Annotated in this window: 27 protein-coding genes; 19 read left to right on the forward strand and 8 right to left on the reverse strand. The window is 40.6% G+C overall.

What is annotated here, in order from left to right; genetic code table 11:
- The first annotated feature begins 111 nt into the window (after positions 1-111).
- From WKR92_RS09720 to WKR92_RS09745, 6 genes are all read left to right on the forward strand, one after another.
- Entirely contained in the window at positions 112-648 is a 537-nt protein-coding gene (locus tag WKR92_RS09720; protein ID WP_375557633.1) for a ParB N-terminal domain-containing protein, read from the forward strand.
- Between the two features lie 124 nt (positions 649-772).
- Positions 773-1,393: a hypothetical protein gene (locus WKR92_RS09725; RefSeq protein ID WP_375557634.1), complete on the forward strand. Its 621-nt coding sequence runs from the start codon at positions 773-775 to the stop codon at positions 1,391-1,393.
- A complete protein-coding gene (locus WKR92_RS09730; protein ID WP_375557635.1) occupies positions 1,393-2,868 on the forward strand; it encodes a phage terminase large subunit family protein in 1,476 nt (491 codons plus the stop codon). The genes WKR92_RS09725 and WKR92_RS09730 overlap by 1 nt, the downstream gene beginning before the upstream one ends.
- A complete protein-coding gene (locus tag WKR92_RS09735; RefSeq protein WP_375557636.1) occupies positions 2,865-4,286 on the forward strand; it encodes a phage portal protein in 1,422 nt (473 codons plus the stop codon). The genes WKR92_RS09730 and WKR92_RS09735 overlap by 4 nt, the downstream gene beginning before the upstream one ends.
- Positions 4,286-4,474 carry a hypothetical protein gene (locus WKR92_RS09740; RefSeq protein WP_375557637.1) on the forward strand — a complete coding sequence of 63 codons (189 nt, stop codon included), beginning with the start codon at positions 4,286-4,288 and terminating at the stop codon, positions 4,472-4,474. The genes WKR92_RS09735 and WKR92_RS09740 overlap by 1 nt, the downstream gene beginning before the upstream one ends.
- Positions 4,474-6,312 (forward strand): putative phage head morphogenesis protein, encoded by a 1,839-nt coding sequence (locus WKR92_RS09745; protein ID WP_375557638.1) that lies wholly within the window; start codon positions 4,474-4,476, stop codon positions 6,310-6,312. Before WKR92_RS09740 ends, WKR92_RS09745 begins: the two co-directional genes overlap by 1 nt.
- Here the strand turns inward: WKR92_RS09745 and WKR92_RS09750 are convergent, their stop codons facing one another.
- Genes WKR92_RS09750 through WKR92_RS09785 form a run of 8 tightly spaced genes read right to left on the reverse strand, consistent with a single transcriptional unit; the run spans position 6,313 to position 9,972 of the window.
- Positions 6,313-6,513, reverse strand: coding sequence for a hypothetical protein (locus WKR92_RS09750; protein WP_375557639.1), 201 nt, complete (start codon positions 6,511-6,513; stop codon positions 6,313-6,315).
- Positions 6,510-6,707, reverse strand: coding sequence for a hypothetical protein (locus tag WKR92_RS09755; protein ID WP_375557640.1), 198 nt, complete (start codon positions 6,705-6,707; stop codon positions 6,510-6,512). The genes WKR92_RS09750 and WKR92_RS09755 overlap by 4 nt, the downstream gene beginning before the upstream one ends.
- Positions 6,704-7,093 carry a hypothetical protein gene (locus tag WKR92_RS09760; RefSeq protein ID WP_375557641.1) on the reverse strand — a complete coding sequence of 130 codons (390 nt, stop codon included), beginning with the start codon at positions 7,091-7,093 and terminating at the stop codon, positions 6,704-6,706. The genes WKR92_RS09755 and WKR92_RS09760 overlap by 4 nt, the downstream gene beginning before the upstream one ends.
- Before the next feature lie 42 nt (positions 7,094-7,135).
- Complete coding sequence (locus WKR92_RS09765; RefSeq protein ID WP_375557642.1) at positions 7,136-7,375, reverse strand: hypothetical protein; 240 nt, start codon at positions 7,373-7,375, stop codon at positions 7,136-7,138.
- Positions 7,376-7,386: 11 nt separating this feature from the next.
- Positions 7,387-7,962 (reverse strand): 3'-5' exonuclease, encoded by a 576-nt coding sequence (locus WKR92_RS09770; protein ID WP_375557643.1) that lies wholly within the window; start codon positions 7,960-7,962, stop codon positions 7,387-7,389.
- 1 nt (position 7,963) lies between these two features.
- Positions 7,964-8,173 carry a hypothetical protein gene (locus WKR92_RS09775; protein WP_375557644.1) on the reverse strand — a complete coding sequence of 70 codons (210 nt, stop codon included), beginning with the start codon at positions 8,171-8,173 and terminating at the stop codon, positions 7,964-7,966.
- A gap of 3 nt (positions 8,174-8,176) precedes the next feature.
- On the reverse strand, positions 8,177-8,587 hold the full coding sequence (locus WKR92_RS09780) for a hypothetical protein (protein ID WP_375557645.1): 411 nt from the start codon (positions 8,585-8,587) through the stop codon (positions 8,177-8,179).
- Between the two features lie 5 nt (positions 8,588-8,592).
- Complete coding sequence (locus tag WKR92_RS09785) at positions 8,593-9,972, reverse strand: DUF4942 domain-containing protein (RefSeq protein ID WP_375557646.1); 1,380 nt, start codon at positions 9,970-9,972, stop codon at positions 8,593-8,595.
- Between the two features lie 199 nt (positions 9,973-10,171).
- On the opposite strand from WKR92_RS09785, the gene WKR92_RS09790 reads away from it, so the two are divergent.
- From WKR92_RS09790 to WKR92_RS09850, 13 genes are all read left to right on the forward strand, one after another.
- Positions 10,172-10,858 carry a hypothetical protein gene (locus tag WKR92_RS09790; RefSeq protein WP_375557647.1) on the forward strand — a complete coding sequence of 229 codons (687 nt, stop codon included), beginning with the start codon at positions 10,172-10,174 and terminating at the stop codon, positions 10,856-10,858.
- 11 nt (positions 10,859-10,869) lie between these two features.
- Complete coding sequence (locus WKR92_RS09795) at positions 10,870-11,454, forward strand: hypothetical protein (RefSeq protein WP_375557648.1); 585 nt, start codon at positions 10,870-10,872, stop codon at positions 11,452-11,454.
- 16 nt (positions 11,455-11,470) lie between these two features.
- On the forward strand, positions 11,471-12,562 hold the full coding sequence (locus WKR92_RS09800; protein ID WP_375557649.1) for a major capsid protein: 1,092 nt from the start codon (positions 11,471-11,473) through the stop codon (positions 12,560-12,562).
- Positions 12,563-12,571: 9 nt separating this feature from the next.
- Entirely contained in the window at positions 12,572-12,901 is a 330-nt protein-coding gene (locus WKR92_RS09805; RefSeq protein WP_375557650.1) for a DUF6706 family protein, read from the forward strand.
- Positions 12,895-13,218, forward strand: a complete 324-nt coding sequence (locus WKR92_RS09810; RefSeq protein WP_375557651.1) for a hypothetical protein — start codon at positions 12,895-12,897, stop codon at positions 13,216-13,218. Before WKR92_RS09805 ends, WKR92_RS09810 begins: the two co-directional genes overlap by 7 nt.
- Positions 13,209-13,691 (forward strand): hypothetical protein, encoded by a 483-nt coding sequence (locus tag WKR92_RS09815; protein ID WP_375557652.1) that lies wholly within the window; start codon positions 13,209-13,211, stop codon positions 13,689-13,691. Before WKR92_RS09810 ends, WKR92_RS09815 begins: the two co-directional genes overlap by 10 nt.
- Before the next feature lie 2 nt (positions 13,692-13,693).
- Positions 13,694-14,098: a hypothetical protein gene (locus WKR92_RS09820; protein WP_375557653.1), complete on the forward strand. Its 405-nt coding sequence runs from the start codon at positions 13,694-13,696 to the stop codon at positions 14,096-14,098.
- A 26-nt stretch (positions 14,099-14,124) separates the two neighbouring features.
- Positions 14,125-14,631 carry a hypothetical protein gene (locus tag WKR92_RS09825; RefSeq protein WP_375557654.1) on the forward strand — a complete coding sequence of 169 codons (507 nt, stop codon included), beginning with the start codon at positions 14,125-14,127 and terminating at the stop codon, positions 14,629-14,631.
- A gap of 69 nt (positions 14,632-14,700) precedes the next feature.
- A complete protein-coding gene (locus tag WKR92_RS09830) occupies positions 14,701-15,213 on the forward strand; it encodes a hypothetical protein (protein ID WP_375557655.1) in 513 nt (170 codons plus the stop codon).
- Positions 15,214-15,437: 224 nt separating this feature from the next.
- The gene (locus tag WKR92_RS09835) at positions 15,438-19,316 is read left to right on the forward strand and encodes a tape measure protein (RefSeq protein WP_375557656.1); all 3,879 of its coding nucleotides are present in this window, start codon (positions 15,438-15,440) and stop codon (positions 19,314-19,316) included.
- Between the two features lie 10 nt (positions 19,317-19,326).
- Positions 19,327-19,839 carry a hypothetical protein gene (locus tag WKR92_RS09840; protein WP_375557657.1) on the forward strand — a complete coding sequence of 171 codons (513 nt, stop codon included), beginning with the start codon at positions 19,327-19,329 and terminating at the stop codon, positions 19,837-19,839.
- A 2-nt stretch (positions 19,840-19,841) separates the two neighbouring features.
- Positions 19,842-21,050 carry a LamG-like jellyroll fold domain-containing protein gene (locus WKR92_RS09845; protein WP_375557658.1) on the forward strand — a complete coding sequence of 403 codons (1,209 nt, stop codon included), beginning with the start codon at positions 19,842-19,844 and terminating at the stop codon, positions 21,048-21,050.
- On the forward strand, positions 21,035-26,938 hold the full coding sequence (locus WKR92_RS09850) for a phage tail family protein (protein ID WP_375557659.1): 5,904 nt from the start codon (positions 21,035-21,037) through the stop codon (positions 26,936-26,938). Before WKR92_RS09845 ends, WKR92_RS09850 begins: the two co-directional genes overlap by 16 nt.
- Positions 26,939-26,940 lie beyond the last annotated feature (2 nt).

The following is a 26,940-nucleotide window of genomic DNA, read 5'->3' on the forward strand; positions in this document are numbered from 1 at the left end:
TTTTTCCGTTACTTATCGCTCTGTTTCTTCTGTTATCTTTTTGAATTTAATGTGCGTACATTATAAACACTTATGTTGTATATTTGAACGGATATCAACAATAAGCTCAATATGTTTGCTAATAGACCTTTAAAAGATCTTGTTAAACTCGAAAACAACCCTAGAACCATCAAGGAGATTGATTTTGAGAAACTAAGGAAATCTATTAAGGATAATCCGGATTATTTCAATGCACGTCCGATTATCCTTTCCAACCGTACCGGCGAACTGGTGATCATAGCCGGCAACCAACGCTATGAAGCTGCTGTCTCCTTGGGCCTTAAAGAAGTGCCTACTTATTTATTGGAAAACCTTACTGAATCCCGTGAAAAGGAAATAATAATCCGTGACAACGTGTCAAATGGTGACTGGGATTATGAAATCCTTGCCAATGAATGGGATTCCGAAAAACTTGACAAATGGGGTGTTGACGTTTGGCAATCTGACGAAGATGATGAATCTGAAGACGATTCAGATAGTGGTGGTTCTTCAGGTGATCCATCGCCGCAAGAAGGTCAGGTATTAATTATTGAACATGAAGACGTCAATAAGCTTCTTGATGTGTTCAATGATCTTTCCAATAAAGGTTTTAACTGCAAATTCAAGTAACATGAAAGTAAAACCAAAGCACAACGCCAACAATGAAGGCATTAGAAAAGCTGTTGCAAAGCACAAGGAAATGCTTGCAAAGCAGGAACGGCTAAGAAGGTTAAACCCATTGAATTTGTGAGAAATGAGTAGTAGGAATAGACTATACAAATCTGCTAGACAGAAAAAGGAAGCCCGTTTGGCTGCTATTGCTGCTTTATACCGAAAAGGGTGGTCATACCGTGCCATTGCCGCGAAGATACAAGAAGATTTAGGCGTGAAGATATCCCACATGACGGTAAAGAACGATGTTCAGACGCTTCTTGTAGAATGGCGTGAAAACCGTGTGGAAGATATGGATTTGGCTGTTCAGTTAGAACTTGAACGGATCGATGCAACAATTATGGAGCTATGGGATGCATGGGAGAAATCGAAGGAAGACCAGGAACTTAAGTCAGAAAAGAAAAAGGGTGTCCTTCTTCCAAACGGACGCAAAATAGTTTCTAAGGACGGTGATTTAGTGGATGAACGATCTATTAGGACAATCGCCGCCGAACGTACGGAAAAGACCGAAATAGGTTACGGTGATGTACGCTATATAACCGAAATACGGCATCAACTCATTGAACGTCGTAAGATCATGGGTATGTATGCTGCTGAAAAGAAGGAAGTTGAAATGACAAGACCTGAAATCAATGTCAATGAACTTTCTAAGGAAGAATTACAAGTGCTTGCGGAAATAAACCGTAAGCGTGAAGTTGAATAATGAATGAAAATGTATCTACAATAACCTCTTTTTCTTCTTCTGACTTAGATGCAGCTGAAGCGAGGTTATGTAGGTTAGAGTTCTTTGAATTCGTGAAATCCTTTTGGGATGTGATCATTAAGGAAGAACCTGAATACAATTGGCATATACCGTATTTGTGTGAAGAATTACAGAAACTATCGGTGCCTATTGTTGCAAGGCAAAAGAAGCTTTATGATATCATCATCAATATACCGCCGGGAACGACAAAAACAACGATTGTCACTATCATGTATCCGGCTTGGATATGGACACAAGATCCTACGTTGCGTATCATTACAAACTCTTATTCAAAAGAATTGAGTATTGAACATGCTACCAAATCCAAGGATATCATTACAAGCGATAAATACAAACGCTTGTTTCCTGAAGTGGCTTTAAGGCGTGACAAAGCCGGTAAAGCTTCTTATGAAAATACTTCCACTGGTGCAAGGTACGTAACATCTTCAGGCAGTGCTATTACTGGTAAGCACGCCCACTTGATCATCAATGATGATCCGCAAAACCCACAACAAGCGGAATCTGAAGCAGAAAGAAAGACCGCTAACGACCATACCAAAACCCTTTCTTCTCGTAAAGTTCATAAGGAAAAAACACCTGTTGTAACCATTATGCAGCGTTTGCATGAAGACGATGTAACGGGATATCTTCTGAAGAAGAAATCTGAATCGATCAAACACATCTGTTTGCCGGCCGAACTTTCTGACAGGGTTCTTCCAGTTGAATTGAAAGATCACTATGTCGATGGAAAACTCGATCCTTCAAGACTAGGAGATTCAGCACTTGAAGAAGCAAAGATCGATCTTGGTTCACGTGGGTATGCAGGGCAATTTGAACAAACACCTGGAAGCGATGAAGGTAACATCATTAAAAAAGAATGGTTCACCAAGATACCACGTTCGGAGTTTGACTACTTACGGGATTCGCAGCCAATTATATTCTTTGGAGATACCGCCTTTACCGATAGGAAAGAAAACGATCCAAGCGGCTTCTTGGGATCATGTAGGATAGGGAATAAAATATACATTACCCATGCTACCAAGATCCGAAAGAAATTCCCTGACCTGATCCGTTTCCTTCCTGACTACTTAAAGGTAAATGGTTACACAGATCGATCTTCACTTCGCATAGAGCCAAAGGCAAACGGATTGAGTGTTATTGATCAGCTTCAGGAATCGACTGATCTGAATGTTACCGAAACTCCAAGTCCAACGGATTCCAAATCTACACGGCTATATGCAATATCACCAACGATTGAGTGCGGCCGTGTGGTTCTCGTTGAAGGTGACTGGAATGAAGAATTTATTGAAGAAGTGGCAGGATTTCCCGTAAAGGTTCACGATGAATATGTAGACATTTTAACGTACGCAGTGGATTATCACGAAGGCAATGTTGAAGAAGACCAAACTGATATATTAAACGCATTTGGAAGATGAAAAAAATAGAAGAAATTATTGATAGCTCAAGGGATATCAAAGACATCATTAATGATCTTAAGAAGAAAACGATCAAGGTTCCGGAATGGGATGAACTTGAAAAGGTATATGAACCAAAACTTCATAAGATCATGGATCCGGCTGTTTTTAAAGACAAGGAAGTTAAGGATGATAAAGGTAATGTTGTCAGGACTGAACCCGTGACAAGGGTTGCTATTGGTCTTCAGAAGCTTTCTGTTAAGCGTATAGCTGAATTCATGTTCACTATTCCAGTAAATACCATTCTTGAAGATGATGAAACGCTTCAGAAGGAGCAATTCAAATCGATCATCAAGATACAAAAAAAGAACCGTTGGGATGTGCTGAACAAAAAGCGTTGCAAGATCACTTCTTCTGAATGTGAATGTGCCGTTCACTGGTACCTTGTAGAAAACAAAAACAAGTCTTACGGCTTCCAAAGCAATTATAAGCTTAAGTATGCTATCTATTCACCTAAAAATGGCGATAAACTATACCCATTGTTCGATGAAACAAGGGATATGATTGCATTCAGCCGTGAGATCAACATGAATTCCACAAATGATGAAGGTTTAAAGGTTAATGTTACCGTATTTGAGACGTGGACAGCAGATAGGCATATTCGTTGGAGAAAAGAAGGCGCAAATGATTGGGAACTTGTCTTGAATGAAGAAAACAAGATCGGCAAAATTCCAATAATATACACATACCGTCCTGAACCGATTTGGGATGATGCTGATAATGGCAAAGTACATGAAATAGAACTTCTTTTATCCCGTAACGGTGAAATTATCGCTTATCACGCATCACCGGTATTGATCATCAAAGGTAAATTGAAGGGTGCACCCACAAAAGGTGAAGGGAATAAGGTCTTCTTTACTGAAGACGGTACCGGCGGTGCTGAATATGCTTCGTGGCAGCAATCACCCGAATCGGTACGCTTCCAGTTTGAGACGCTTTTACGCCTTTTCTTCACGGAACTTCAATTGCCGGACCTTTCCTTCGAAAACATCAAAGGGATCGGGGCGCAATCAGGCGAATCACGTAAATGGATGCTTGTTGATGCACATTTGAAGGTAGGTGATGAATCTGAAATCTATTTGGACTCTTTGGAGCGTGAGTATAATATCATCAAAGCGTTTCTAGGGCTTATGAATCCGAAATGGAAGGGTACTGTTGGTGACTTGGAGTTAACGCCTGAAATCAGACCGTTTACCGTTGAAGACGAAAAAGGACGTGTTGAGGTACTGGTTGCTGCAAACGGAAATAAACCGATCATATCACAGCAACAAGCCGTTAAACAAGCCGGTCTTGTCGATGATCCGGATGAAGATTGGGTTCAGATTCAGGCTGAATACACAAAGGAAAATACGTTTAATGTTTTTGAACCTACTGAATAATGGAAGAGGCTTTATTGAATTTCATTTCGCTTGCTATTGAAGAAGACAAGGCCCAAGGGAAATACCCTGAACACCTTACACGAATGGATTTGAGCAAGAAGATGGACAAGGTCTTAAACACGCTTTTTAAGGAAGGAAAGATCAATGTTGGTGAAACACTTAACGATAAGTATATAACGGTGCTGTAATGGCTAAAAAGAACGTAATTGGCGGTGTTAATTGGGATGCATCTGCTTTCATGGCAAATGAAGCCATCGCAGCACGTGTAAAGACTATTCATAACACAGCTATACGTGAAGCTTCAGCTATTGCCGCTAAATTAAAACCGAACCCTGATAAGATATTCACTTTCGACGATTATCCGCAAACAAAAAAGCTTGTAGATAAGCTTTTCAGCGACTTTGCCGGCAAAATGACTGCCAACATAAAGCAGGGCAACACGGATGCGTTTGCGATTGCACATGCAAAGAACGACGCCCTTTTGGATTACCTTTCCAAGAAGACGAAAATACCTAGATCGACACTGGAAAAGAAATATAAGTATGGTGCTAGGAATTTGGAAGGGCTGCAAGCATTCCAGTCAAGAAAAACCAACGGTCTTAATCTGTCTGATCGAGTTTGGAAGATCAGTAAAAGCGCAAGGAAAGAAATAGAATTGGGTATTGACCTAGGTCTTGAAGAAGGAATGGATGCAGCTAAATTAAGCCGTAAGGTTCGTCAGAACCTTGCTGATCCCGGTCAATTGTTCAGGCGTGTCAGGGATAAGCATGGAAACCTGAAGCTTTCAAAGCGAGCGAAAGAACTGCATCCAGGGCAAGGTGTATACCGTTCTTCCTACAAGAATGCCATGAGATTGACACGTACTGAAATCAATATGGCTTACCGTACTGCTGACCATGATAGATGGGCCAGTCTTGATTTTATTGTCGGAATTGAAGTAAAACTTTCTAATAACCCCAATCATTGCCCTACATGCATTGAGTTAGCCGGAAAATACCCAAAGGAATTCAAGTTCGTTGGATGGCATCCGCAATGCCGCTGCTTTGCCACTCCGATACTACCAACTGAAGACGAATATGATGTACTTGAATTGATGCTTCTGAATGAAGAAGATACTTCAAGCTTTCAATCCGTTAATATGGTCAAAACCGTTCCTACTGGTATGATCGACTGGATCAACAATAATAAAGACCGTGCAAAGAACTGGAAATCCATGCCTTACTTCGTACGTGATAATTTCCAAGGCGGTAAGATAGGAAACAACTTTGCGTTTAGGAATATCGCAGCGGCCAAAAAGCCGAAAAGTTCTATTCCACAAATCAAAGATATAGGAGGTTATAAGGATAAGTATTCTAATATCGGTAATTACAATCAGGCAAAGCAAGTTGTAAATAAACTGATCCCATTGGCGAATAACGTTCAGATGGGCGCAAAAGTCAGCAAAGAAGCGATTCCTGACATGTTAGGTGCTTTAGATTATCTCACCAGTAATTATGTTGTAGGATCTGAAAAGTTAAGCGGTGTTATGTTTAAAGGCGGTGCTAGATATCATGGGAGGGTGGTCCGGTGGTCAACTGGTAATATTAAAGATATTGACTTTGGATCAGGTACGGATAGATGGATTTACAGTAGAAAAAGGCATACAGGGGCTGAAATACTGGAAAACCTAAAGCGTGGCAAATCTGCTGTTGATGAACAATTCAACTCAATATCGACTATCGTACATGAATATGCACATGTTATTGCTACACGGCATTCGCAGGATCTTGTTAAAACCGCAACTGGCAGGAATGCACCGGAATTCTTTGAGAAACTTAATACTATCAATAAAGATTACCATGTCGAACTTAGGAACTTAATGTCAACGAACAAAGAAGCGGCGGCGGAAATTTATTTAGGTAGGTATGCATCAACTAACATCAATGAGTTGATGGCTGAAGGGTTCACGGAATTCACGTTAAGCAAAAATCCCAGTAAGTACGCATTAAGGATCGGAAACCTTATTGACGAATATTTTAGGAAGTAGCTACAATCCGTATTCCTTATATTCAACCGGTTCACCTTCTTCGAATACGAAGTCGCCGACTTGATTAGGCTCTACTTTATCGTGCAATCTTTCTCCATTGGCAATATCATCTGGAATACCTTCAGGGAAAGCTTTGCAACCGCCTTCAATTGGTCTAAAGTGGATGCATTTCAGACAAGGTAGTAATTCTTCTTCGTTCATGGTTTTATATTTGTATACTGGATTTGTGCACCGCTTGGTATGTACATCATTTCGTTTTTTGGAGTAGCAAGACCTTTCTTAAATCGCTTCTTCAGTTTTCTTGGGTATCGCTTAGTATTGTCAAACAATACCACTGGTTTTGTTTGACCTTCACTAAACAATTCAATTTTCTTAATACCTATTACTTTTTTCATTGCATGTTGATATATTCAGCTAAAAGTTGCTGTCTAAACGGGTCATATTGATGCCTAAAATCAAAGGATTCAAATAATTCTGATGGAATCCATTTTACATTATCAATTTTATCAATTTCATCAATTTCCTTTTTTGAACCGGTAAATATCTGAATTGAACCTTCAGTGCCATTAGAGAAAGGGTTTACGCTTATGATACATCTAACAAACTCCACTTCTTCATAATTTCTATCTACATGTATTATGGTGCCGCCTATACTGTAATGATAAACAGGATCATCTTCAAATTTAATCTTTACCCTATTGTCGTTATGTTCGTGCGGGTTTGGAAGAAGTTTTTTGGCTTCTTCTATCAGCTCTATCCGTTGCTTCGTTAATTGTTCCATGCTATATAATTTAACAAGAATATTGTATATAATTTTTAGCGATTATTGTGTCCGTTGCTTCTTCCTTACTATTTCACCAACAGAAATAGTGCATGTTTTGCTTGTATAGGCTTTTTCGCCTGACAGCTTCAGATTCCATAGGTTTTCGACCTTACAGCCTATCTGTTGAGGTGTGAACCTATCAAAAATTGCGGATAACGAGCCAAAATAGAAGTTCTTTCTTCTTGTGCCGTCTACTGGCTCGTTAAATTCCACATGGAAAACTTTAGTTTTCTTTACCATAACAAATATAATTAATAAGTAGTTGATTGACGTATCAAATTGTATATTCCACGTGTCAACTCAATATCGTAGAACCCATCGTGAAGCTTAGATTCGTCAACTTGCAATCCCATTTTACTAGCAACGGTCTTCAGCTTGAAGTCTACCATTTCAGGACGTTGAGCCATTAAATGACAATGTGCCATCACCATGACGTCAATGGAAGAAGACCAAAACCACGAACCGAAATAATTGTCGCCGTTCTGAACAAACCACGCACGAAGAAAAGGGTTGTCAAAGCTTGCGTTATTATAACCACAAAGCGTAAACTTGTCTTTCTTGTTGAATTTGTCGACATACTTGCCAAGCATATCAACGAATTTGCGATATACCAGGTTCATAGGCTCGTAGGTTTTCAGGTGTTCGCGTGTAATGCCGGCAATAGACAACGCTTCGTCGTTTATTTGCGCCTTGTGATACGGTTGTACATTGTAGTCGAACTTTTCAACTACAATGCCGTCTATTTCAATGCAACCGGCTAACTGGTGAATACCGTTCTTCCAAAACATGGTGCCGGTTGTTTCTAGGTCAAAATATAATATCTTCATGTTACCTCAATCCAAAATGATCCTTCATTCTATCTCTATAAGTATCTACAGCGTGATAGAAATCATCAAATTCCTTGAATGACTGAAAATAGTGAGTTGCTTCACCATCTTCAGATGAAACGTGAATCGAAATTTCACCGTCCGCTGTTAAAGTGCCGTCAGATAAAGACACTTCAGTATTAAGGCTTTCGTTTTCAAATGTAATTCTCATGATCTATTTTAATTTAAGTTTTAACACCTTTTCGAATCCATAATCTTCTTTCATCGGATTGTCGTTATAACCCATCACTTCATCAAAGGAAACGGATTTTCCATCATTGGTACGGATCGAAGCTTTGACATTCTGCTTTCCACCCAATACGCCGACAATGATTTTCATTTCGATCGAATCAAGTTCCGTATTGACCCATTCGTAACGCCAATTGCCGTCAACATTAAAATGCTGGTTCTTGGAGCGGTCCAGTTTGTTATTCCGGTTCCAAACATTGTCTTCGATATACACCAAGCAGTAATCACATTCTACTTGATAGGTGATTTTCTGCTGTGGATCAAATGATTCTTTTTCCTTACTGCATGAAGCCAAAGCTGCTAAGGCTATACATGCGATTGCTATTAGTTTATTCATAATATCTATGCTGCTTTCTTGAGGTTTTCAGGCAGCGGAAAACCCTTTATTCGTGCTATTTGTTGATTAAATAAAGCCCAAACGTTTTCATCTTTGAACTTAAAGTGTCCAGTACCTTTTTTGAATAGTTTGACCTCAAAGAATGTCCATTCAAACCATTCTCCGTAACCCGGCTTTGATTCACTAACCCGATAGGAAAATCGGTCATTGACATTGAACGATGAACCGGTAAGGAAGCATAACGCTTTATTGAAATCATCCAGTAATTCAGCTTGACGGTAATTAACATCCATCGTTCCCCATCTTGAAAGCGGTGCAATGTATGGCATAATGAACTTCTTGTTTACCAAATAATGACTGTTGGTTTTCCATCCTTCAACTGAATATCGGTTTTCGTGATAGTGCTTTGTAAGACCGTCAAACACTTCAACAAGTGCCTTATCCATCCTTTGGTCAGTAGTTTGTACAATCGCATCCAACATCAGATAAATATTTTTCATGGTGAATTTCATTTTAGTCTGATCTTCTACGAACTTGTTTATATCTTCCATCAGTCCACGTGTCGAATATTTTTCAAGGTTCATTTTATTGATGATCCACTTCCAAGACCTTTTCTGAAGATCCTTTGCAAACTCATTCCGTGTCACCTGAACTTTGTTCTGTGAGCATGTGAACACTAGATCATCTGCTTTCAAGCCTTCGGTAAGTGCGTTCATTTTGACGGCATTTTCCAACACATCATCATACAGTTTCACTGCATTTACATATCTCTGGACAATTTCACGAACGGCGTTATAGGACATTAACCCATTTTCCTGCTTTTCCGGATCATCGGATTCATCAGTGAAGAAATCATCAAACCCATTTGATTTTATACCGGGCTTTATAAGTTTTATCAATCCTATTTCCACACCAGTTTTACGTTCTGAAGAAGAAAAGCAATCACCAATATTGGTCTTGGTGCCATAGCCCTCAATGATTGACAATAATTCGTTGCGTGACCTTGTATAGTTATTACTAAGAGTACTATAATTGCATAATGCGATTATCTCACAACCGTCAGGGGCAATACTCCAAGCGTGGTTTATATGCTTTTCATCAGCACTAAAGGGCGGGTTCATTATGATGTAGTCAATATGGCTTATTTCATGGCTTTCCACTTCCAAAAAGTCATGTTTTAGCAATTTGGCTTGATTCGAAGAAAGAATTGCCAATTGTGGGTCTTTCTCGCAGCATAATACCTTTGCACCTCTGTTTTTAAGCACTTGTATGATATTGCCTTTTCCGGAACTAGGCTCTAAAACGGTTTTTCCGCTTAAGTCTATGCCGGCTAACATCGTTTCGATCACTTGATCGGGCGTTGGATAAAAGTCTTGATTAAACATAATTTCTATAATTTTTATTAGTGCGTATGTGGTAAACACATTGCAAATATCATTTGTTATGTTGAGAATAACAAATGATTCAAGCCGATTATCTGTAAGTGCCTGATTGTTAGAAAGAAAAAGTGCTTACTATATAAACACTTTGTGTGTTTTCGATTTATATTTGCCCTATAAGACTTAAACAGAATAATTCAGGATTATGAAATCAAAAATCTTAAAAGCACTGAAAATCAAGTTCAAAAATTTGGGGTTTAGTGACAAAGCTTTTGAGGGGGTTGCTGACTATTTAGCCACAACAATCACAGAAGAAGACCAAATCGAAACCGGTATAAACGGGGTCGAACCTATGTTCAAAGCCTTTCAGGGTGATGCAGATAGCCGTGTAAACATTGCTGTCGAAAAAGCTAAAGCTAAAAAAGCTGAAGAAGGGGGTGAAGAAGACGATGAAGGTGATGAAGGAAAACAGGGGGGTGCAAATCCAACCAAAAAGAAAACCGTTTCCAAATCGAATGATGACGAACCGCCGGCTTGGGCCAAAGGTCTGATCGAGCGTCTTGACAGCTTCGAAAAAGGAAAGGTAAATGAATCTAGGCAGCAAAAACTAGAAGCAAAATTGGAAGGGGTGCATGATTCAATCAAGAACACCGTTCTGAAAAGTTTCAAGCATGCAAAGTTTGACAAAGATGAAGACTTTGATGCTTACTTGAATGAAATCGGTGAAACCGTTGAAAGTGCAAACCAAACATTGGAATCTAGTGGCTTAGGGGCTACAAAACCATTGTTTGGGGCGGCTGATTCAAAAACAGGCGTTTCAAGTTCAGTTCAAAACTTCATTGAAAGTAAGAAAAATGCTACCGGCGGTGAACTGGCTGGTAAGGAAATTTAAACTGTTAAAAAATGGCATTACGTGTTAAAAGACAAAAAGATGAACGGCACTTGCATAGTATCGTTCATCGGCTTGCTGACATTCCGGGCGGTGTTACAGTCAATATTGACACTTTGGTTCCAGGTACAATCCTTAAGGAAGGTACCGTTATCGCAAAAGGTGAAAATGGGATGTACAATGTGGTGAAAACCGCAACCATCACGAAGGCAGCAACCACTACCGATACTGACTATGAAGTCAGCAAGGGCAATAATTTCAAAGTTGGAGATTTTTTTGCGGCTAAAGTTGGCGCAAAATCTTTTGCTATTACAGCAATAAACCGTGATGATCCTGAAAAGGATGTGATCACGTTGGGTACCACACTAGGTGCCGCCGTTCCATTGGGTACGGTTGTGTTCGAAGCAAAAGCAGAATCTACAGGAACGGCATCGGCGTTAAAACACGCTCCTTTAGCTGTTGTAGGTGAAAGCCATGATGTTGAAGCAAATGAGAACCTTTTCGCTTCAGCTATGCTGATTGGCGTTCTTAAGGCTGATACGGCACCGGCTGCATCGGCTGAAATCAAGGCTGCAATTCCAACAATTATTTTCATTTAACTAGGAGGACTTAGAGATGATAAAAAGCTTAATGAGAGGCTTGCAGGAAAAGGATATGCAAGCCGTCGTAAATACTTACGAATTGAAAAATTACTATTATCCTTCTTTGTTTCCTATCACTTCACAAAAGTCGCTTACATGGAAAGCCCTTGAGGTGCAAACAGGATTAAGGGTTGCGGGTGACGTTATTTCATTCAATTCTTCCATTCCAAAGAAAGACCGTGAAGCTATTGCACGCATTGACGGTGATATCCCAAAAATTGGGCTTTCACGGGAAAAGACTGAAGACTTCTTGAATGAATACAACAATCTTCGTGCGTTGGCTAACAGCGATGAAGATTTGCGCCGCCTTGTTGAAATGTGGGCTGAAGATACTGAATTCTGTTGGGCCGGTGTTGCAAACAGATTAGAGTGGATCGCTTTACGGCAAATCTCACTTGGTAAAGTGAAGTTTACCAATCAGAACAACGCTGCTGTTGTGACACAGTTCGACGTGGACTATCAAATTCCGGCTAGCCAAAAAATGGGTGTTACCGATTCTTGGAATGCTTCAGGAGCAAAGGTAACGCAAGCTTTCAAAGCAGCTATCAAAGCTGGAAAAGATGCTAATTCTTCATTGAAGTTCGCTTGGATGAACATGGACACTTTTTCTAAAATGGTTGAGCAAGAAGAAATTATCAAGAAATCGGCATCCTTTGCCAATAATGCTTTGGGAATTTCTCAAACACCTGATTTATCGACCGTCAATTCGATGCTATCACGTCAAGCGTGGTTAAATGGATTGCAGATCATTCTTGTAGATCAGGATATCACTTTGGAACTGGCAAACGGTAAACGTAACACCGGTAACCCGTTCGAAGATGATGTTGTTCTGTTCACCGAAAGCAAGGTGTTGGGTAAAACCTTCCATGCTCCATTAGCAGATGAAAGCATCGAAGGATCTGTTGCATTGAAAACCAAAAGAAGCCACACACTGATCAAGAAGTACGCAATTGAGCGTCCTACAGTTACTGAAGTGACTGAAGGGATGGCAAATGCGTTCCCTGCTTGGATGGGTGCCGGCCGTTCGGTTCTGATGCAGACAAATAACAGCACTTGGAATAAGTAAAAAGGGATTATGGCAACGGTTGGAGAATTTTTAAAGATAAAACTATCAAAATTCGATGTTGAGGTTGCGGACACGGAACTAGAACTAATGTTCTTGGAAAGTGATACGAATCTTGATACCGAAATAACACCTGAAGTAATGATCGAGACTAAAAAAGCTTTAGTAAAGTTCATTCCTGAATTATTGTTGGTTCCTGAAGTATCTGAAGGTGAATTCAAGATCAAATTTGATCGTGATGGCATCCTAGCATACTACAGGATTCTTTGCAAGGAATTGGGTGTTGATGATGGTTTATCCGGTGATACTCCAACCGTTACATTTATTGGTGATCGATGGTAAGCAAGTATCAGTATCCTTATATACTTCAAATCAGCATTATCAATCCATCTACGAAGGATGAAAACGGCAATTGGTCTGAAGAAACCGAAAGTTGGGTAAACCTATGCAGATGTAGAGATGAAGCCGGTAAGGGCAAAAAAGTAACGGATTCCGACAATACCATTCATGAATACACATTCTTGATCCAAAAGCCTGAAGGCGTTGAACCGATCAAGAAAGGAACGAAAGTAAGGGTAATGGAGGGGAATGTTAAAAGGGCTGAAGGCACGGTGATCTATTCAAGAAAAGACAAATTTCACTCAAGAACATGGGTATAGAACCAACATTCAAAATGACAGATATCAGAAAACAGCTTGAAAAGAAAGCTGATTTGATACGTCGGCAAATTATACGCCGATTGATGTCACTTGGTGAAATGTGTATCGGTGAAGCCCGTACCAACAAAGGGTATGAAGATCAAACCGGTGCATTAACTTCTTCTATTGGGTATGTCGTTGTAGATCATGGTAAGGTTATTCGGTTAGCCGGATTTGAAAAGCCTATGACGGCGGCAATCGATAGTACCGGTACTGCTGATGATGGTGTACTGGAAGGTAAGCAACTTGCTGAATCGTTGGCAAACAAAGTGTCTACCAAGGGTTACGCACTTATCGTTGTGGCTGGTATGCATTACGCAATGCATGTTGAAGCTATGGGATTGAATGTTATCGGTTCTTCTGAACTTCTTGCTGAACGCCAACTTCCTGAAATGCTTAGAAAGCTGAAAGGTAATATCTCTAAAATGAACTAGGCATGATATCCATTGACGAACAAACGACACTGATCTACAAAGCGGTCAATTCGAGTGCCTTAAAAAGCGCAATTACCGGTGAAGTGGAAAAGAATTGGGGGCCTACAGATTCCGACAAAGAAAACATCGTAGTTGTATCCATTACAACGGATAACAGCACCGATCAACGAGGGATCACGAACGTAAATATCCACGTTCCCAATATCGTACGCAACATCAATGAAAAAGATCAGGAATTGCCTGATAACAAACGGTTCAAAGAACTGGGAGATATAGCCAAAACGGTATTAAAATCAGGTTTTGGGGCAAATTACAACTACTGGACTGAAAGCCAACAATTGTTGAGGAACCCTAATACCGGCAACTGGTATCTGAACTTCAGGATCAGGTTCAAATATCATAATTGATTGATTCACATTTTAAATTATTTGTTATGGCAAGTGTAATAACATTGGGTTTAGTTGACATAAAAGTCGGTGCCCCTGCTGCTGATGGCGGTCCAGGTACCACGTTAGCCAAAATAGGTAAGACCTATAAAAATACGTGTAACCTTGTTCAGGACGTCGCTGATGTGACGGAACATTTTGAAGAAGGAAAAGCTTCACCTGAAGTTCGTAGAAAATTCAAGAAGTCAGCGGTTTTGACTTTCTCTATCATGGATCCGGATTTACAGTTTTTATCAGACTACGTAGGCGGTGCCGTGAGCGGTTCAGGTGCATCGGCAACATGGAACTTCGACGGGGCTGTTATCATCCCTGATAAGACAGTCGTTGCGACACCTCAACAAGGTTTGGAAATAACCATTCCACGTGGTGACATCGAAGCTGTTATCAATTCCGATTTTTCCGATGAAGGAATCTTCTTGGTTGACTTTACGGTTACGCCGTTGACACCTACTAAAACAGGAGTCGGACCGGTGCAAGCCAAAGTAAAGGCATAGTGAGCCTTATGGAATAGACCTTTAAACCCGAAAAGCCCCAAAATCGGGGCTTTTTTTTACACTTAAAAAATGACTGAAGATAAAGAATTTGACAAAATACAGGCTGAAAGGAACGAATTAAACGTCCTTTTGGATAAAGGTTTGAAATTCGAGATTGACAGGTTCTTTCCGTTCAATCTTGGAAAAAGGAAGAAGTGGACATTTGTTATCAAGGAGCCTTATTTGGGAACCTTGGATCGTATTTCAAATGTATCTATCGATATGGATATATCAGAAAACAGTATTCAGGAAGATCCGTGGTCTGAAAGCAAATCATTGGTGAAAAAACACGCTTTTAAAGCCGCCAAAGTGATTGCCATTGCTTACTTGAACAATCTTATCCTTATCAAGCTTTTTACACGTGTTTTGGCTTATTTCTTTAAATGGACAATTAAACCTTCCAAGTTGTACGCTTACGCTAGCTACATGAACGTAATGTGCAATTTCGGGGATTTTACGAACTCTATCAGATTGATAAGCGCAAGCCGGACAACCCTGCCAGTAAAAAGGGAAAATCTGATAGAGGGAAATTCAAAGGTTTAAATTCTCCTTTTGGTCAACGAGGTTCTATTTGCGCACACTTCGGATACACATGGAATTATCTTCATTGGGGTATAAAATGGAATGTTCTTCAACGTGTTTTGGTCGATTCACCTTTCTATGATTACGAAGACGATGATAACGGGAACGGTGATAGGGTTATATCGGTGACAGAAGATAATGCTAATGAATTAATGAATTACATTAACAATTTGAATAGATAGGCTATGATTAATAACGATGGTGCATTGTCGTTTGATGCGATGATCAAAGATAGCCAGTTCAATAAGTCCATAATGGAAATGGAACGTAGGATCAGGGGCTTATCTGATTCTACAGTGAAGGAAACGAGTAATATGGATAAGTCGTTCCAACGGCTTTCCATTGCTATTGCCGGTTATTTTTCTGCTGATGCTATTGCCGGTTTTGTAACCCAAATGACAACGATCAGAGGTGAATTCCAACAGTTGGAGATCGCTTTTGAAACTATGTTAGGCAGCAAGGAAAAGGCTGATCAATTAATGGCACAAGTCATTGATCTAGCTGCTAAAACGCCTTTTGGTCTTCAGGATGCAGCACAAGGTGCAAAACAGTTATTAGCTTACGGTACGGCTTCAGAAGACGTGATTGATACGCTTACACGTTTAGGTGATATTGCTTCAGGTCTTTCGGTACCTATGAACGATTTGGTGTATCTATACGGTACGACAATGACGCAAGGGCGTTTGTACACACAAGACCTGAACCAGTTTACGGGCCGTGGTATCCCAATGATCAAGGAGCTTGCAAAACAATTCGGCGTCGCTGAAAACGAGGTTAAAGGCTTAGTTGAAGCCGGAAAAGTCGGATTCCCTGAAGTCGAAAAGGTTATTCAGAACCTTACCAATGAAGGCGGTATGTTTGCCGGTCTGATGGAAAAGCAATCAGCATCATTAACGGGGCTTATTGCGCAATTCCAGGACGCTGTTGAAGTCATGTTCAATGATCTTGGTGAAAGTCAGGAAGGCTTTTTGGCTGATGCTATATTGACAGCGACGGCATCCGTTGAGAACTATGAAAAGATATTGGATGTACTGAAGGTTATCATCTTAACTTTTGGTGCTTACAAAGCTGCTGTTATTGCCGCTTCTGTTGCTCAAACCGTATTCGCAGCTTCTTCTAAAGGCGTTACCGTTGGGTTAAGGCTTCAGTATGCTGCATTGGTTCTTGCTGAAGGTGCTCAAAAGCTTCTAAACAGAACTATGCTTGCTAATCCTTATGTTTTAGCAGCGACGTTGTTAGTTGGTTTAGTGACTTCATTGCGTGCCTTTTCAAAAACGGCTTCAGCTGCCGAAAAATCACAAGAATCGTTATCTAATGCGATGAAACGTGCGGATGAAGCCGCTACATCGGAGATCAGCAAAATCAAAATACTTCAGGAACAAATAAACAATGAAAGCTTATCTAGGCAAACACGAAATGAAAAGCTTCAGGAACTCATAAAGCTTTCACCTGAATATCTAAATACGCTAACGCTTGACAGTGCCAAAACAGAAGAAGGAACCAAAGCGATAAATGGGTATATCGAAGCCCTAAAGCGAAAATTACAATTGCAGGAACTTGAAACTGAATTGCAGGAAAGTCTTCAGCGTGAACTTGATGCTGAAAACATGGAAAATTCAGCGACTATCTACGATCAGTTCACCAATGCCTTACTGAATTTCAATAACGAAAGTGGGAGAATGATTGCGGATGCAAAAGACCGTGTAAAAGCCAATCGCAATGTGGTCCAGTCTGAAAAGGAAGTTCAAAAATCGATAATGGAACGGATCAATGCTATTACCGAAAGTGGTGAAGCTTCCAAGACAGAAAACGAAGAAACGCAAAAAGCAGTTATCAAGAATGTCGCTTATTACGATGAAGAAATAGCTGCTTTAAAGAAAAAACAGAAAGAACAATCTAAAACGGCTGAAGAATACAAGAAGTTCCAAGCCGAAATAAACCAACTTGAAAAGGAACGTGAAGCAATCACCGGTGAAGCTGCTGCCAAACAGGCTAAAAAGGACGCCAATACGAAGAAAAAGACCTTTGATGAAGAGTTGGAATATAAGAAAAAGCAGTACGAACTTTACTATAAATGGGTTAGTTACGTTGGCAAAAATGCTGCTGACAAGGAATTTGAAGACCTTCTAAAACGTGGAAAATCTTACTCTGAATATCTTAAATCACAGATACAGGCTTTAGAACCCAAAGTCCTGAACCAAACAGCAACGCAGGAAGAAAGGAAACAGTATTCATCTTTAAATATTCAGTATGATGATATCACGGGCGCAAAATCGGCAATGGATGTTTTCAAAGAATCTATTTCCGATGCGAAAAATGAAGCACAAACACTTATTGAATACCTGGATAAACTCAAGGAGATCAAGGAAGATCTTGGTGAATCGGACGGGTTACTAGGTGATGATCTGAACGAAGCCACACGGATCATTTCAGAAGAAGAAACCGACACGGATAAACAGATTCAGGATGATCTATTGGAGCGTTACCGGTCTTATGAACAAAAACGCCTTGATATTGCTGCTGACTATGACAGGCAGATAACGTACATGCGTTCGATAGGAGAAGAAGAACGTGCGAAAATTGCTGAAAAGGAACGTGATAAGCTTATTTCTTCTATATCTGTTGACGAAATGATGAACGATGATTCTTGGAAGAACCTTTTCGGGAACTTGGATGAATTGACCGTTCAGCAGATCGACACGCTTATTAAAGAGATCGAAGATAAGTTTGAATCTCTTTCGGTTCATTTTGATCCTATAGACCTGAATGCAATCCGGGATAAGCTGAATGAAGCAAGGGATATAATTCTTAAAGATAACCCATTCAAGGCAGTAGGTGAAGCTATCAAAGGGGTGTTTAATGAAGGTTCTGAAAATGCAGGTAAAAGTGCCGATCAGATCAAAAAGGACTGGAAGGACCTTGCTACATCTACTGAAGCCGCTTTTGATTTTGTAACTAATGCTATTTCATCTGCTGAATTCCTGAAAGATGCGATCGGTGAAGTCGGATCGACGGCAATCGCTTCTTTGTCTTCAGTTGCGGCCGTATCAATATCCGTTGCGGCGGCAATCAAAACAGCCGAAAAAGCATCTGTTATCCTTGCTATCGTTCAAGCTGCTTTGGTTGCGGTCCAAGCGATTGCCAATGTCTTCAAATCGGTATTCCAAAGGCATGACAGGAAACTGCAAAAGCAGATCGATCAACACAAGTCAGCAGTTGAAGATCTTGAATTGGCGTACCAAGGTCTTGACAGAGCGATAAATCAGGCCCTTGGCAGCGATATATATAGAAAGCAGCAACAAGCTATCGATAATCTTGAACAACAGCGTAGAGCCGTTATAATGGCTCAACAGGCTGAACGGGATAAGAAGAAATCTGATAGCGATAAGCTTCGTGAATACGATGCACAATTGATCGGCATTAACAACAGGATCGAAGATATTACGAAAGATATTTCCGCTTCCATCCTTCAGACCGATGCTAAGCAGTTTTCGGACCAGTTAGCCGATGCGATTGTAAGTGCATACAGCAAAGGTGAAGACGCTGCTAAGGCATTCGAAGAAGTTTCAAGGAACGTTATGCAGAATGCCGTAAAAAATGCACTGAAGCTTCAGTTTCTAGAAAAACCTATACAAAAAGCAATCGAACAATTACAGAACGACATGGGTTCGTTTGCTTCTGATGGCTCGTTCGTGTTCGATGGTCTTTCAAAATCCGAACAACAGAAATTCAAGGATACAGTAGCAAATATAGGTAGTGGCTTTGGTGAAGCCCTGAAGTTATATGATGATCTTTTCAAGGAATTGGACTTAGGTGCAAGCGATCCGTTCAACGCACTTGAAGGCAGTATTAAGGGTATTACTGAAGAAACCGCTAGCATATTGGCAGGGAATACGAATGCTATCCGTGTCAATCAGATGGAAGCGATCAGCCTGATCAGGCAACAACTGATGTATATGCTTGAAATAGCTACCAACACACGTTATAACAAGCATTTAGAGAGTATAGATAAGAAATTGGATAAACTGGGTTCAAACCCTTTGGATGCAAAAGGGGTGCTTTAAAACTTGTGATATGAAGATCAATAAGGAATTAGCTGCAAAAGCTCGAAAATTAGATATCTGCAAGCCGTGGCTTCAGATGCTGAAGGAAGCAAAAGACAAGCATTCACTGATGAAGATGTTCGTTAAGGGAATCGATTTTTGTTTAGCCAACAATTTCCCTTCAGTAGAATACTTGGAAAAGCACGGTCAAGAAGTCACAGATGAATACGGCGTTCATGTTAACAAGACGGTTAAAAAAACCGATTCACCGTTCACCGTCCTATTGGGAGAATCAAAAGCGGAATTGACCAACAACGGATTTTCATTTTCGCAAATATTCATCAAGCATGATTCTATAGTCGACATTACAGCAACTGGCAACAGCTTGACTATTGTCGATGTGTTTGATGATTCCGTTCTTATCGGTACCGTGTCTGATTCGGCTACAATGGTGATATATAAATACGGAAACCCACGTGTAGACATCCTGAAGTCAGGAAATGCAACATTGAAAATAATTGATAAACAAAGAAAAACTTACTGATCATGGCAGATAACATAATACTGAACATTCCATTCGATGAACCTTCAGGCTCTGAAATAGCCTATGATTTTTCAGAAAACAGAGCGGATGCGATTGTCGAAAATGCAACCTTCGTTCCGGGCCGTGAAGGTAATGCGATACGTTTTACCGGTAATGGAACGGCTGAAAGTCCACAAGTATTTATTTTGGACGATGAATTCACAATTACTTTTTGGGTAAAACCGTTGCGTACTGAAGGAAATTCCGATCCAAAGGAATTAACCGTACTCTTCGCGTTTGCCGGTGTAGATCAATACATCGAATATAGCTTTCCGGTACTAAGCGGTGCATGGACATTCATAGCGATAACACGATCACTGGAAGAAGTTCGTATCTATTCAGACCTGAATCCCGTTGAATCATTGGCTATCCCGGAAGCCTTTGGTGCCTTGCAAGGCTATTCAGTTCTTCAGGATTATTACGGTGCCGATTATGGCTATGCAGATGTATACGATCTTCGTGCATTTAATGCCGTACTGGGTATAAACGATCTAAGCGAGATCCGTGTAAATAAAAGTGATGTTTCTTATATACTGGATAATATCGACCTGAACGCATGGGATATTTTTGTTTCTTCTTCTGAAGGGATAATTGACGGTTTACGGATGAAACAGCCTTTCGGCGTTGAATGGTCTGATGAACACGGTGAAACGATCGATTTGAGTAGACCACGTTTTGACGTTCGTGAAATAGTACTTAGTTGCTTCATGAAAGCTGAAGGAAAACAGGCTTTTTTAGTAAAATCACAGAACTTTTTGGCGCAATTCAGAAAGCCGGGAACTAAACGTCTTGTGATCAATGCACATCCTACCAAGCCACTTGTGTACGAAGTGTATATGAAAGATGGTTTGTCAATCGATAAAACTTGGAACAATGAATTGATGGTAGGTACTTTCCAGTTAAGGTTAAGGGAGCCGGAACCTGTTAAGCGTGTTCTTATGCATGTGCGTAACTCTACAGCAACGAAAACGGTTACGATTACCTTTTCATCAAACAAGATGCTTAATTTCTATTGGGGTGATGGCACGAAAACGTTAGATGTTTCCGGAACGGATAAGACGATTACGCATGATTATGCCGATGATGGTGAGTATCATATCATCATTGCCGGTGTGATCGAAGATATTACCCATTTCACCACAAACGCAATTATTGTATGGAACAATTTGTAATAAGGAAAAGATCAGGTTTGGAAGTTCCTTTGGTGAAACGTTCACCTTTGTCAGCAGTTACCAGTGCCGAACAACGAACCGAGCTTTTAAGTGAAGATATTGTCGCTTTATCCGTTCAGAGCGTTGAGCCTATTGATGTTTCGGTAAGCGATACCTTGCATGTTTTCGGAAAATTATACAGGATTAACAAAACGCCTTCAGAAACCAAGGCACCGAACGGGTTCACCTACAATATTACGCTTGAATCGATCATGTACGATCTGAAGCGGCCGCAATGGTTTTTGCCGCCAACGGTCGGGTTTTCTTCTACTGGTGATGAACCATTGACAGCAGATTTAAAGGGTTTTGCTGATGTCCTTATCTACAATGCTAACCGTGTTCTTGGAGAAGGAACCTGGGTTTTAGGTGAATTCCCTTCAGGAACTGAAATAAAAACGCTTTCTTTTCCCGGTGAAAAGTTATTGAGCGTACTGCAAAAGCTATGTGATGAATATAGTATCGAATTTGATATTGTTAGCACGGTCGATAACATCAACACGCTTCACTTCAGAAAAGTCGGTAACATCCTTACAGACACTTTTGAATATGGAAAGGGCAATGAACTCTATACGCTTCAGAGAGACAAAACAACCGATTCTTTGCCCGTTACACGCTTGTATGCCTTTGGATCGACAAAGAACCTAAAATCGGGTTATCGAAATTTTTCAAGTAGGTTACGACTTTCCGTTAATGCTGAATCCTATGTGCAAGATGAATCAATAGTTGATCCTGAAGCTGAAATAATCGAAGCCACGGAAATATTTGAAGACATATTTCCTGAAAGGACGGGCGTTGTTACCGATCTGGTGAACGGTGATCTTAATTCTTTCATTGATTCAGGCATGGACTTCGATCTGAACGAAAAGGATGCGAACGGCACGAAATGGCTGATCCCTGATACAGCAGCTATCATTTCATTTGTCAGTGGAAATTTGGCAGGATATGAATTTGAAGTTCAGGAAGGTGGTTATAACCATACGACAAAAACATTCTCGATCATTCCTTTCAAGGATGAACGGGGGCAAATGTTTCCGGATCCTAATTCAGCCGCTTTCCGTATCAATGTTGGGGATAAATACAAAATATTGAACATCAACATGCCTGACAGCTATGTTGAAGATGCTGAACAACGGCTATACGATAAAGCTATTGAACGTTTATCCGAGTTGGTAAAAAGAAAGGTTCAATACTCTTTGATCCTGAACGAAATGTTCTTCAGGGATGTTCAGGACTTCGTAACCGTCAATTACTTCCATGTTGGCGATTATATCACGATCATAGACAATGATCTGAACGTAAACGAATCCATACGGATAACTTCTTTCACACGGGATCTTTTGCGCCCTTATCGATATACCCTTACCGTGTCGGAATCGTTCGACATCCGGATACTGTATGAATTGATCAAGGATAACAAAGCCGTTAAAGACGTTATTGTACGCAATCAGCTTTCCGATCCTGCTAGGTCAAGAAGGAACTGGCGGACCACAACCGAACTGACTTCGATGCTTGATGCAGTAAAAGCCGAAATGTTGCTTATCTATGTTGAAGGCGGTTCTTACAGTTCTGATATCGTAGCGGAAACCAATGCAGATGGTGATGCGAATAAATTCCGTACTTCACCTGGAACCGTTCAGCACAATGAGTATATCGAAAACGGGGGGCTTTGGAGCGTTTCCGCTTTTGAAGGTACCATGTCGCAAAACGTACCGTATTACGTCTATATAAAAGCTTCAAGGGTAAACAGTAGTGCAACGATAGTGCTTTCCACTACAAGGATATCCGTTGAAGAAGATCCTTCCTTTTACCATTTCCCATACGGTATACTTTCGTCTGTTTTTGATGGTGCAAGGGTTTTATCATCGACAAAGGGGTACACACGTATAACCGGTAACAATATCCATACTGGAAGGATCACATCGAATGACGGGTTGATGTGGATCGATCTTGATACCGGTGAAATCCGTGGTACGTTCCGTTTCACTTCAGGAAAAAGCGTTGAAGAAGCAATCACTGACAGTGAAGGCAATGCTATCGATGCTGCAAAGGATTATACGGACACACAAAAAGAAGCGATCGATTTAGAGATATCAGGGCTTAATACTTCGTTGAACAACCTTGATGAATATATAGACGGCACGTTTTCCGATAATATCATTGAAGAAAGTGAGGCGATTGCGATAGAAAAGTACCTCAATTCATTGAATGCTGAAAAATCGGCAATAGACAATAGGTATAATGCAATTTACGGTGATGCTTCACTTAGCGGTTCGGCAAAATCAAACCTATCCAGCGCAAAAGGTGTTTTTGATACAGACCATAACAACCTTATTGGGTCGATAGAGCAAGCTATATTTGACAGGAAAACCACGCAAGCAGAAAAGGCGGATGTTGATGCACATTTCGACATCTACAAGGCATCATTAGCTATACTGAATACACGACTTGAAGAAGCTATTAACTTTATCGCACAGGCGAAAGCAAATACGGCTGAAACAAATGCTAAAGCAGTAGCGAATGCAGCCCAACAGGCGGCTGATGAAGCACAGGAAGACGCAAATATAGCAAACTCATTACTGTCTGATATTTCTAACGATTCCAAATTAACGGCTTCGGAAAAAACACAGGTTAAATTAGAATGGGATTCTATTGTAATTGAAAAGACACAAATCGCCAATCAGGCAATCAATTATGGTGTATCAAAATCAACCTATGAAAGTAGGTATGCTATATTGAACACGTATATAAGCCCGATTTTATCCAACCTCAACACAACGACAGATATAACAAGGTCGACATTTAGAACCAACTTTGCAAACTACTATGCAGCTCGTGAAGAACTTCTAAAATCCATCAGCGATAAAGCAAAGCAATTATCCGATAGCGCAGCCGATGCAGCCTCAAATGCGCAGGCTTCAGCGAATGCAGCTAATAATTATATAGACAATGTATTACCGGACAGGCTGGATGCTATTGATGCAGCATTGGACGGATTGTTAGAACAACACTTCCAAACCTATGACCCAACAACCAGTAACGCACCGGCTTCATCATGGACAACAACTGAATTAAAAGAGTCTCATTTAGGAGACTTATTCTATAATACTGCAAATGGGAGATCTTGGAGATGGGTAAAAGAAGGAACTACCTATAAATGGGCTGAAATAATCAATTCTGACCTACAGGCAGCACTGCAAGCGGCATCTGAAGCACAAGATACGGCAGATAGCAAAAGGCGTGTTTTTATCACTAGACCGTCTACACCCTATGATATAGGTGACCTTTGGGTTCAAGGCATTAATGGCGATATATTGCGTTGTAGAACCGCCAAGACAGAGAGTCAATCGTACTCTGCATCTGATTGGGAAAAGGCTTCCAAATACACAGATGATACAGCCGCCGATGCAGCCGCATCAGCAGCAGCAGCAGCACAGGATTCAGCGAACACCGCCAATGGGTTGTTAGCTGATTTATCCAATGATAACAAGTTGACGGCTTCAGAAAAACAACAAACAAAAGTAGAGTGGGATGGCATTGTTAGTGAAAAACCGACAATTGAAGCTCAAGCAACTGGGTACGGGATAACATCTGAAAAAACAGCTTATACCAATGCATATAATACACTAAATAGCTACATAACCCCGATACTATCAAACCTTTCAATTACTACTGATATAGTAGGTTCGACATTCAGGTCTAATTTTGCCAATTACTACGAAAAAAGACAGTTGTTGCTTAAAGCTATATCGGATAAGGCTAAAAGTTTAGCGGACGGGGCGCAATCAACGGCTTCAGCAGCAGCTTCAGCAGCTTCAGCAGCACAAGGTTCGGCAAATACGGCAAATACGACTTTAGGTAAGATTGCGAACGATAACATTCTAATGCCTAATGAAAAACAGGACACGTTAGCGGAATGGCAGATCATACAGGCTGAAAAGCCTATTATCGCTAATCAGGCGACTTCTTTCGGTCTTTCTGTATCAGCGCTGAATACTGCATACAATAACTTAAATACATACATCACACCTTTACTGTCTAACATGACAACGGAGAGTGCGATAACGGGAACGACGTTCCGTGCAAGGTTTAAAGCTTATTACGATGCAAAGATAGCAGTTCTGACAGCTGTTAGCGATACCCTTAAAAGCCGGATCGAGATAACACCGTTTGCGCAAGGAACCGGAAAGATATTCAATAGACCCGCTAGTCTAGGCATTAATTCTTCTTCGAACGTAGGTTATTTGGTGATATCAACACCTATCACATCGTCTTTCATGTCACGTGTGAAGATTGCAGGATATAATTATGTTGGTGCAAATTCAGATATGGACCTAACCGTTTCTTTTTACGCTTATACTAGCAATCAATTCCATCACACAAGCTACACGAATCTTGGCAATTACCCTATCAATGATGTCCAGTTGGCACGGGATTCTTCAGGAAGAACCATCATCATAATAGGAAAATCAAATAGTGCATGGAACTATCCGAAAATAGTAGTAGAAAGTGCCGCTATCGGTCAAAACAATCCGCCTGACAGTTATATTGACGGGTGGTCCATGGAGATCAAGACGGATATATCAGCATACACGAGCAATTCAGTCATTTCAAACGGCTTGGATGTTCAGGCGGAAACAGAAGCATCAAAAGCGATGCTATCCGATATTTCTTCAGATAGCAAGATCACGCCTTCAGAGAAAAAGCAAGCGAAAATCGAATGGGATGCTATTGTAGCTGAAAAAGTTCAGATAGCGAATCAGGCAACCAATTACGGCGTTTCGAAAACTACCTATGAAAGTCGATATGCTACGTTGAATACATATATAACGCCGATACTTTCAAATCTTGATATCACAACCAATATTGTAGGTTCCACGTTCCGAACTAATTTCGCTAATTACTACACGGCCCGTGAAGCCTTATTGAAAGTGATAAGCGATAAAGCTAAAGAATTGTCCGATGCTGCCAAAGATGTTGCGGATGGTGCAAAGGAGACCGCTGATGATGTGAAGGAAAAGACGGGCGTAGATTATTTGCCGCCGGGAACGATCATAATCGATCCCAGTACCGGCATGATCACCGCCAATATCATCAATACAGATTTGATCATAGCAAAGAAGTTCCGTACCGGTGCCACTGGTACACGTGTCGAGATAAATGTCAACAATGATGCAGCGATCAGGGCGTTCAATAAAACTGGATCGGTTGTAACAGAAACATTTTCGGTTGTTAACGGACTTCTTAAAACGAGGGGGCGTGCCGGTGTTGGCGGTCGACGTATGGAAATAGACGGTGAAAATAATGAGATTATCTACTATGGTCAAGATAACAAGGTGATGCTTCGTATCGAAGATGATGTTGACTCTTTTCAGGACAATGACAGTGCGCATACTATCCGCCAATTAGCCGGCATTGTTCTTACCAAGCCTTATACATCAAACCCGTCAAACCCTGACACCGTTCAGATCACCGGAAACGGTATCTATGCGAACGCTTCAGGTGCAAAGGCGTTACTTGCATCGTTTGGCGGCGGTTACGCTTATGCTGCTATGATCGGGTACTTAAGGCGTCGTGAAAGTGTATTGTCCGGTGACGTTAATGCCGGTATAGTCGGTTTATCATCCGTATTAGGTACATACGGGGGCTATTTTAAGCACTTAAATTCAAATGGCGTGTCTTTACGTGTTGATGGTGTTTCAGAGTTCAACGGGGGCATAGTAACAGATGGCATATTAGCGAGAACGACAAACATAAGAATGAAAGTTGAACTGACGGGTCAGGGGGGCAATAATTGGAATACCTTTGTCTTTAAAAACGGACTGTTAGTGAACGTTTTACCTTATCAATAAAT

The organism is Albibacterium profundi (genome assembly GCF_042159835.1).
GTDB classification, from domain to species: Bacteria; Bacteroidota; Bacteroidia; order Sphingobacteriales; family Sphingobacteriaceae; genus Albibacterium; species Albibacterium profundi.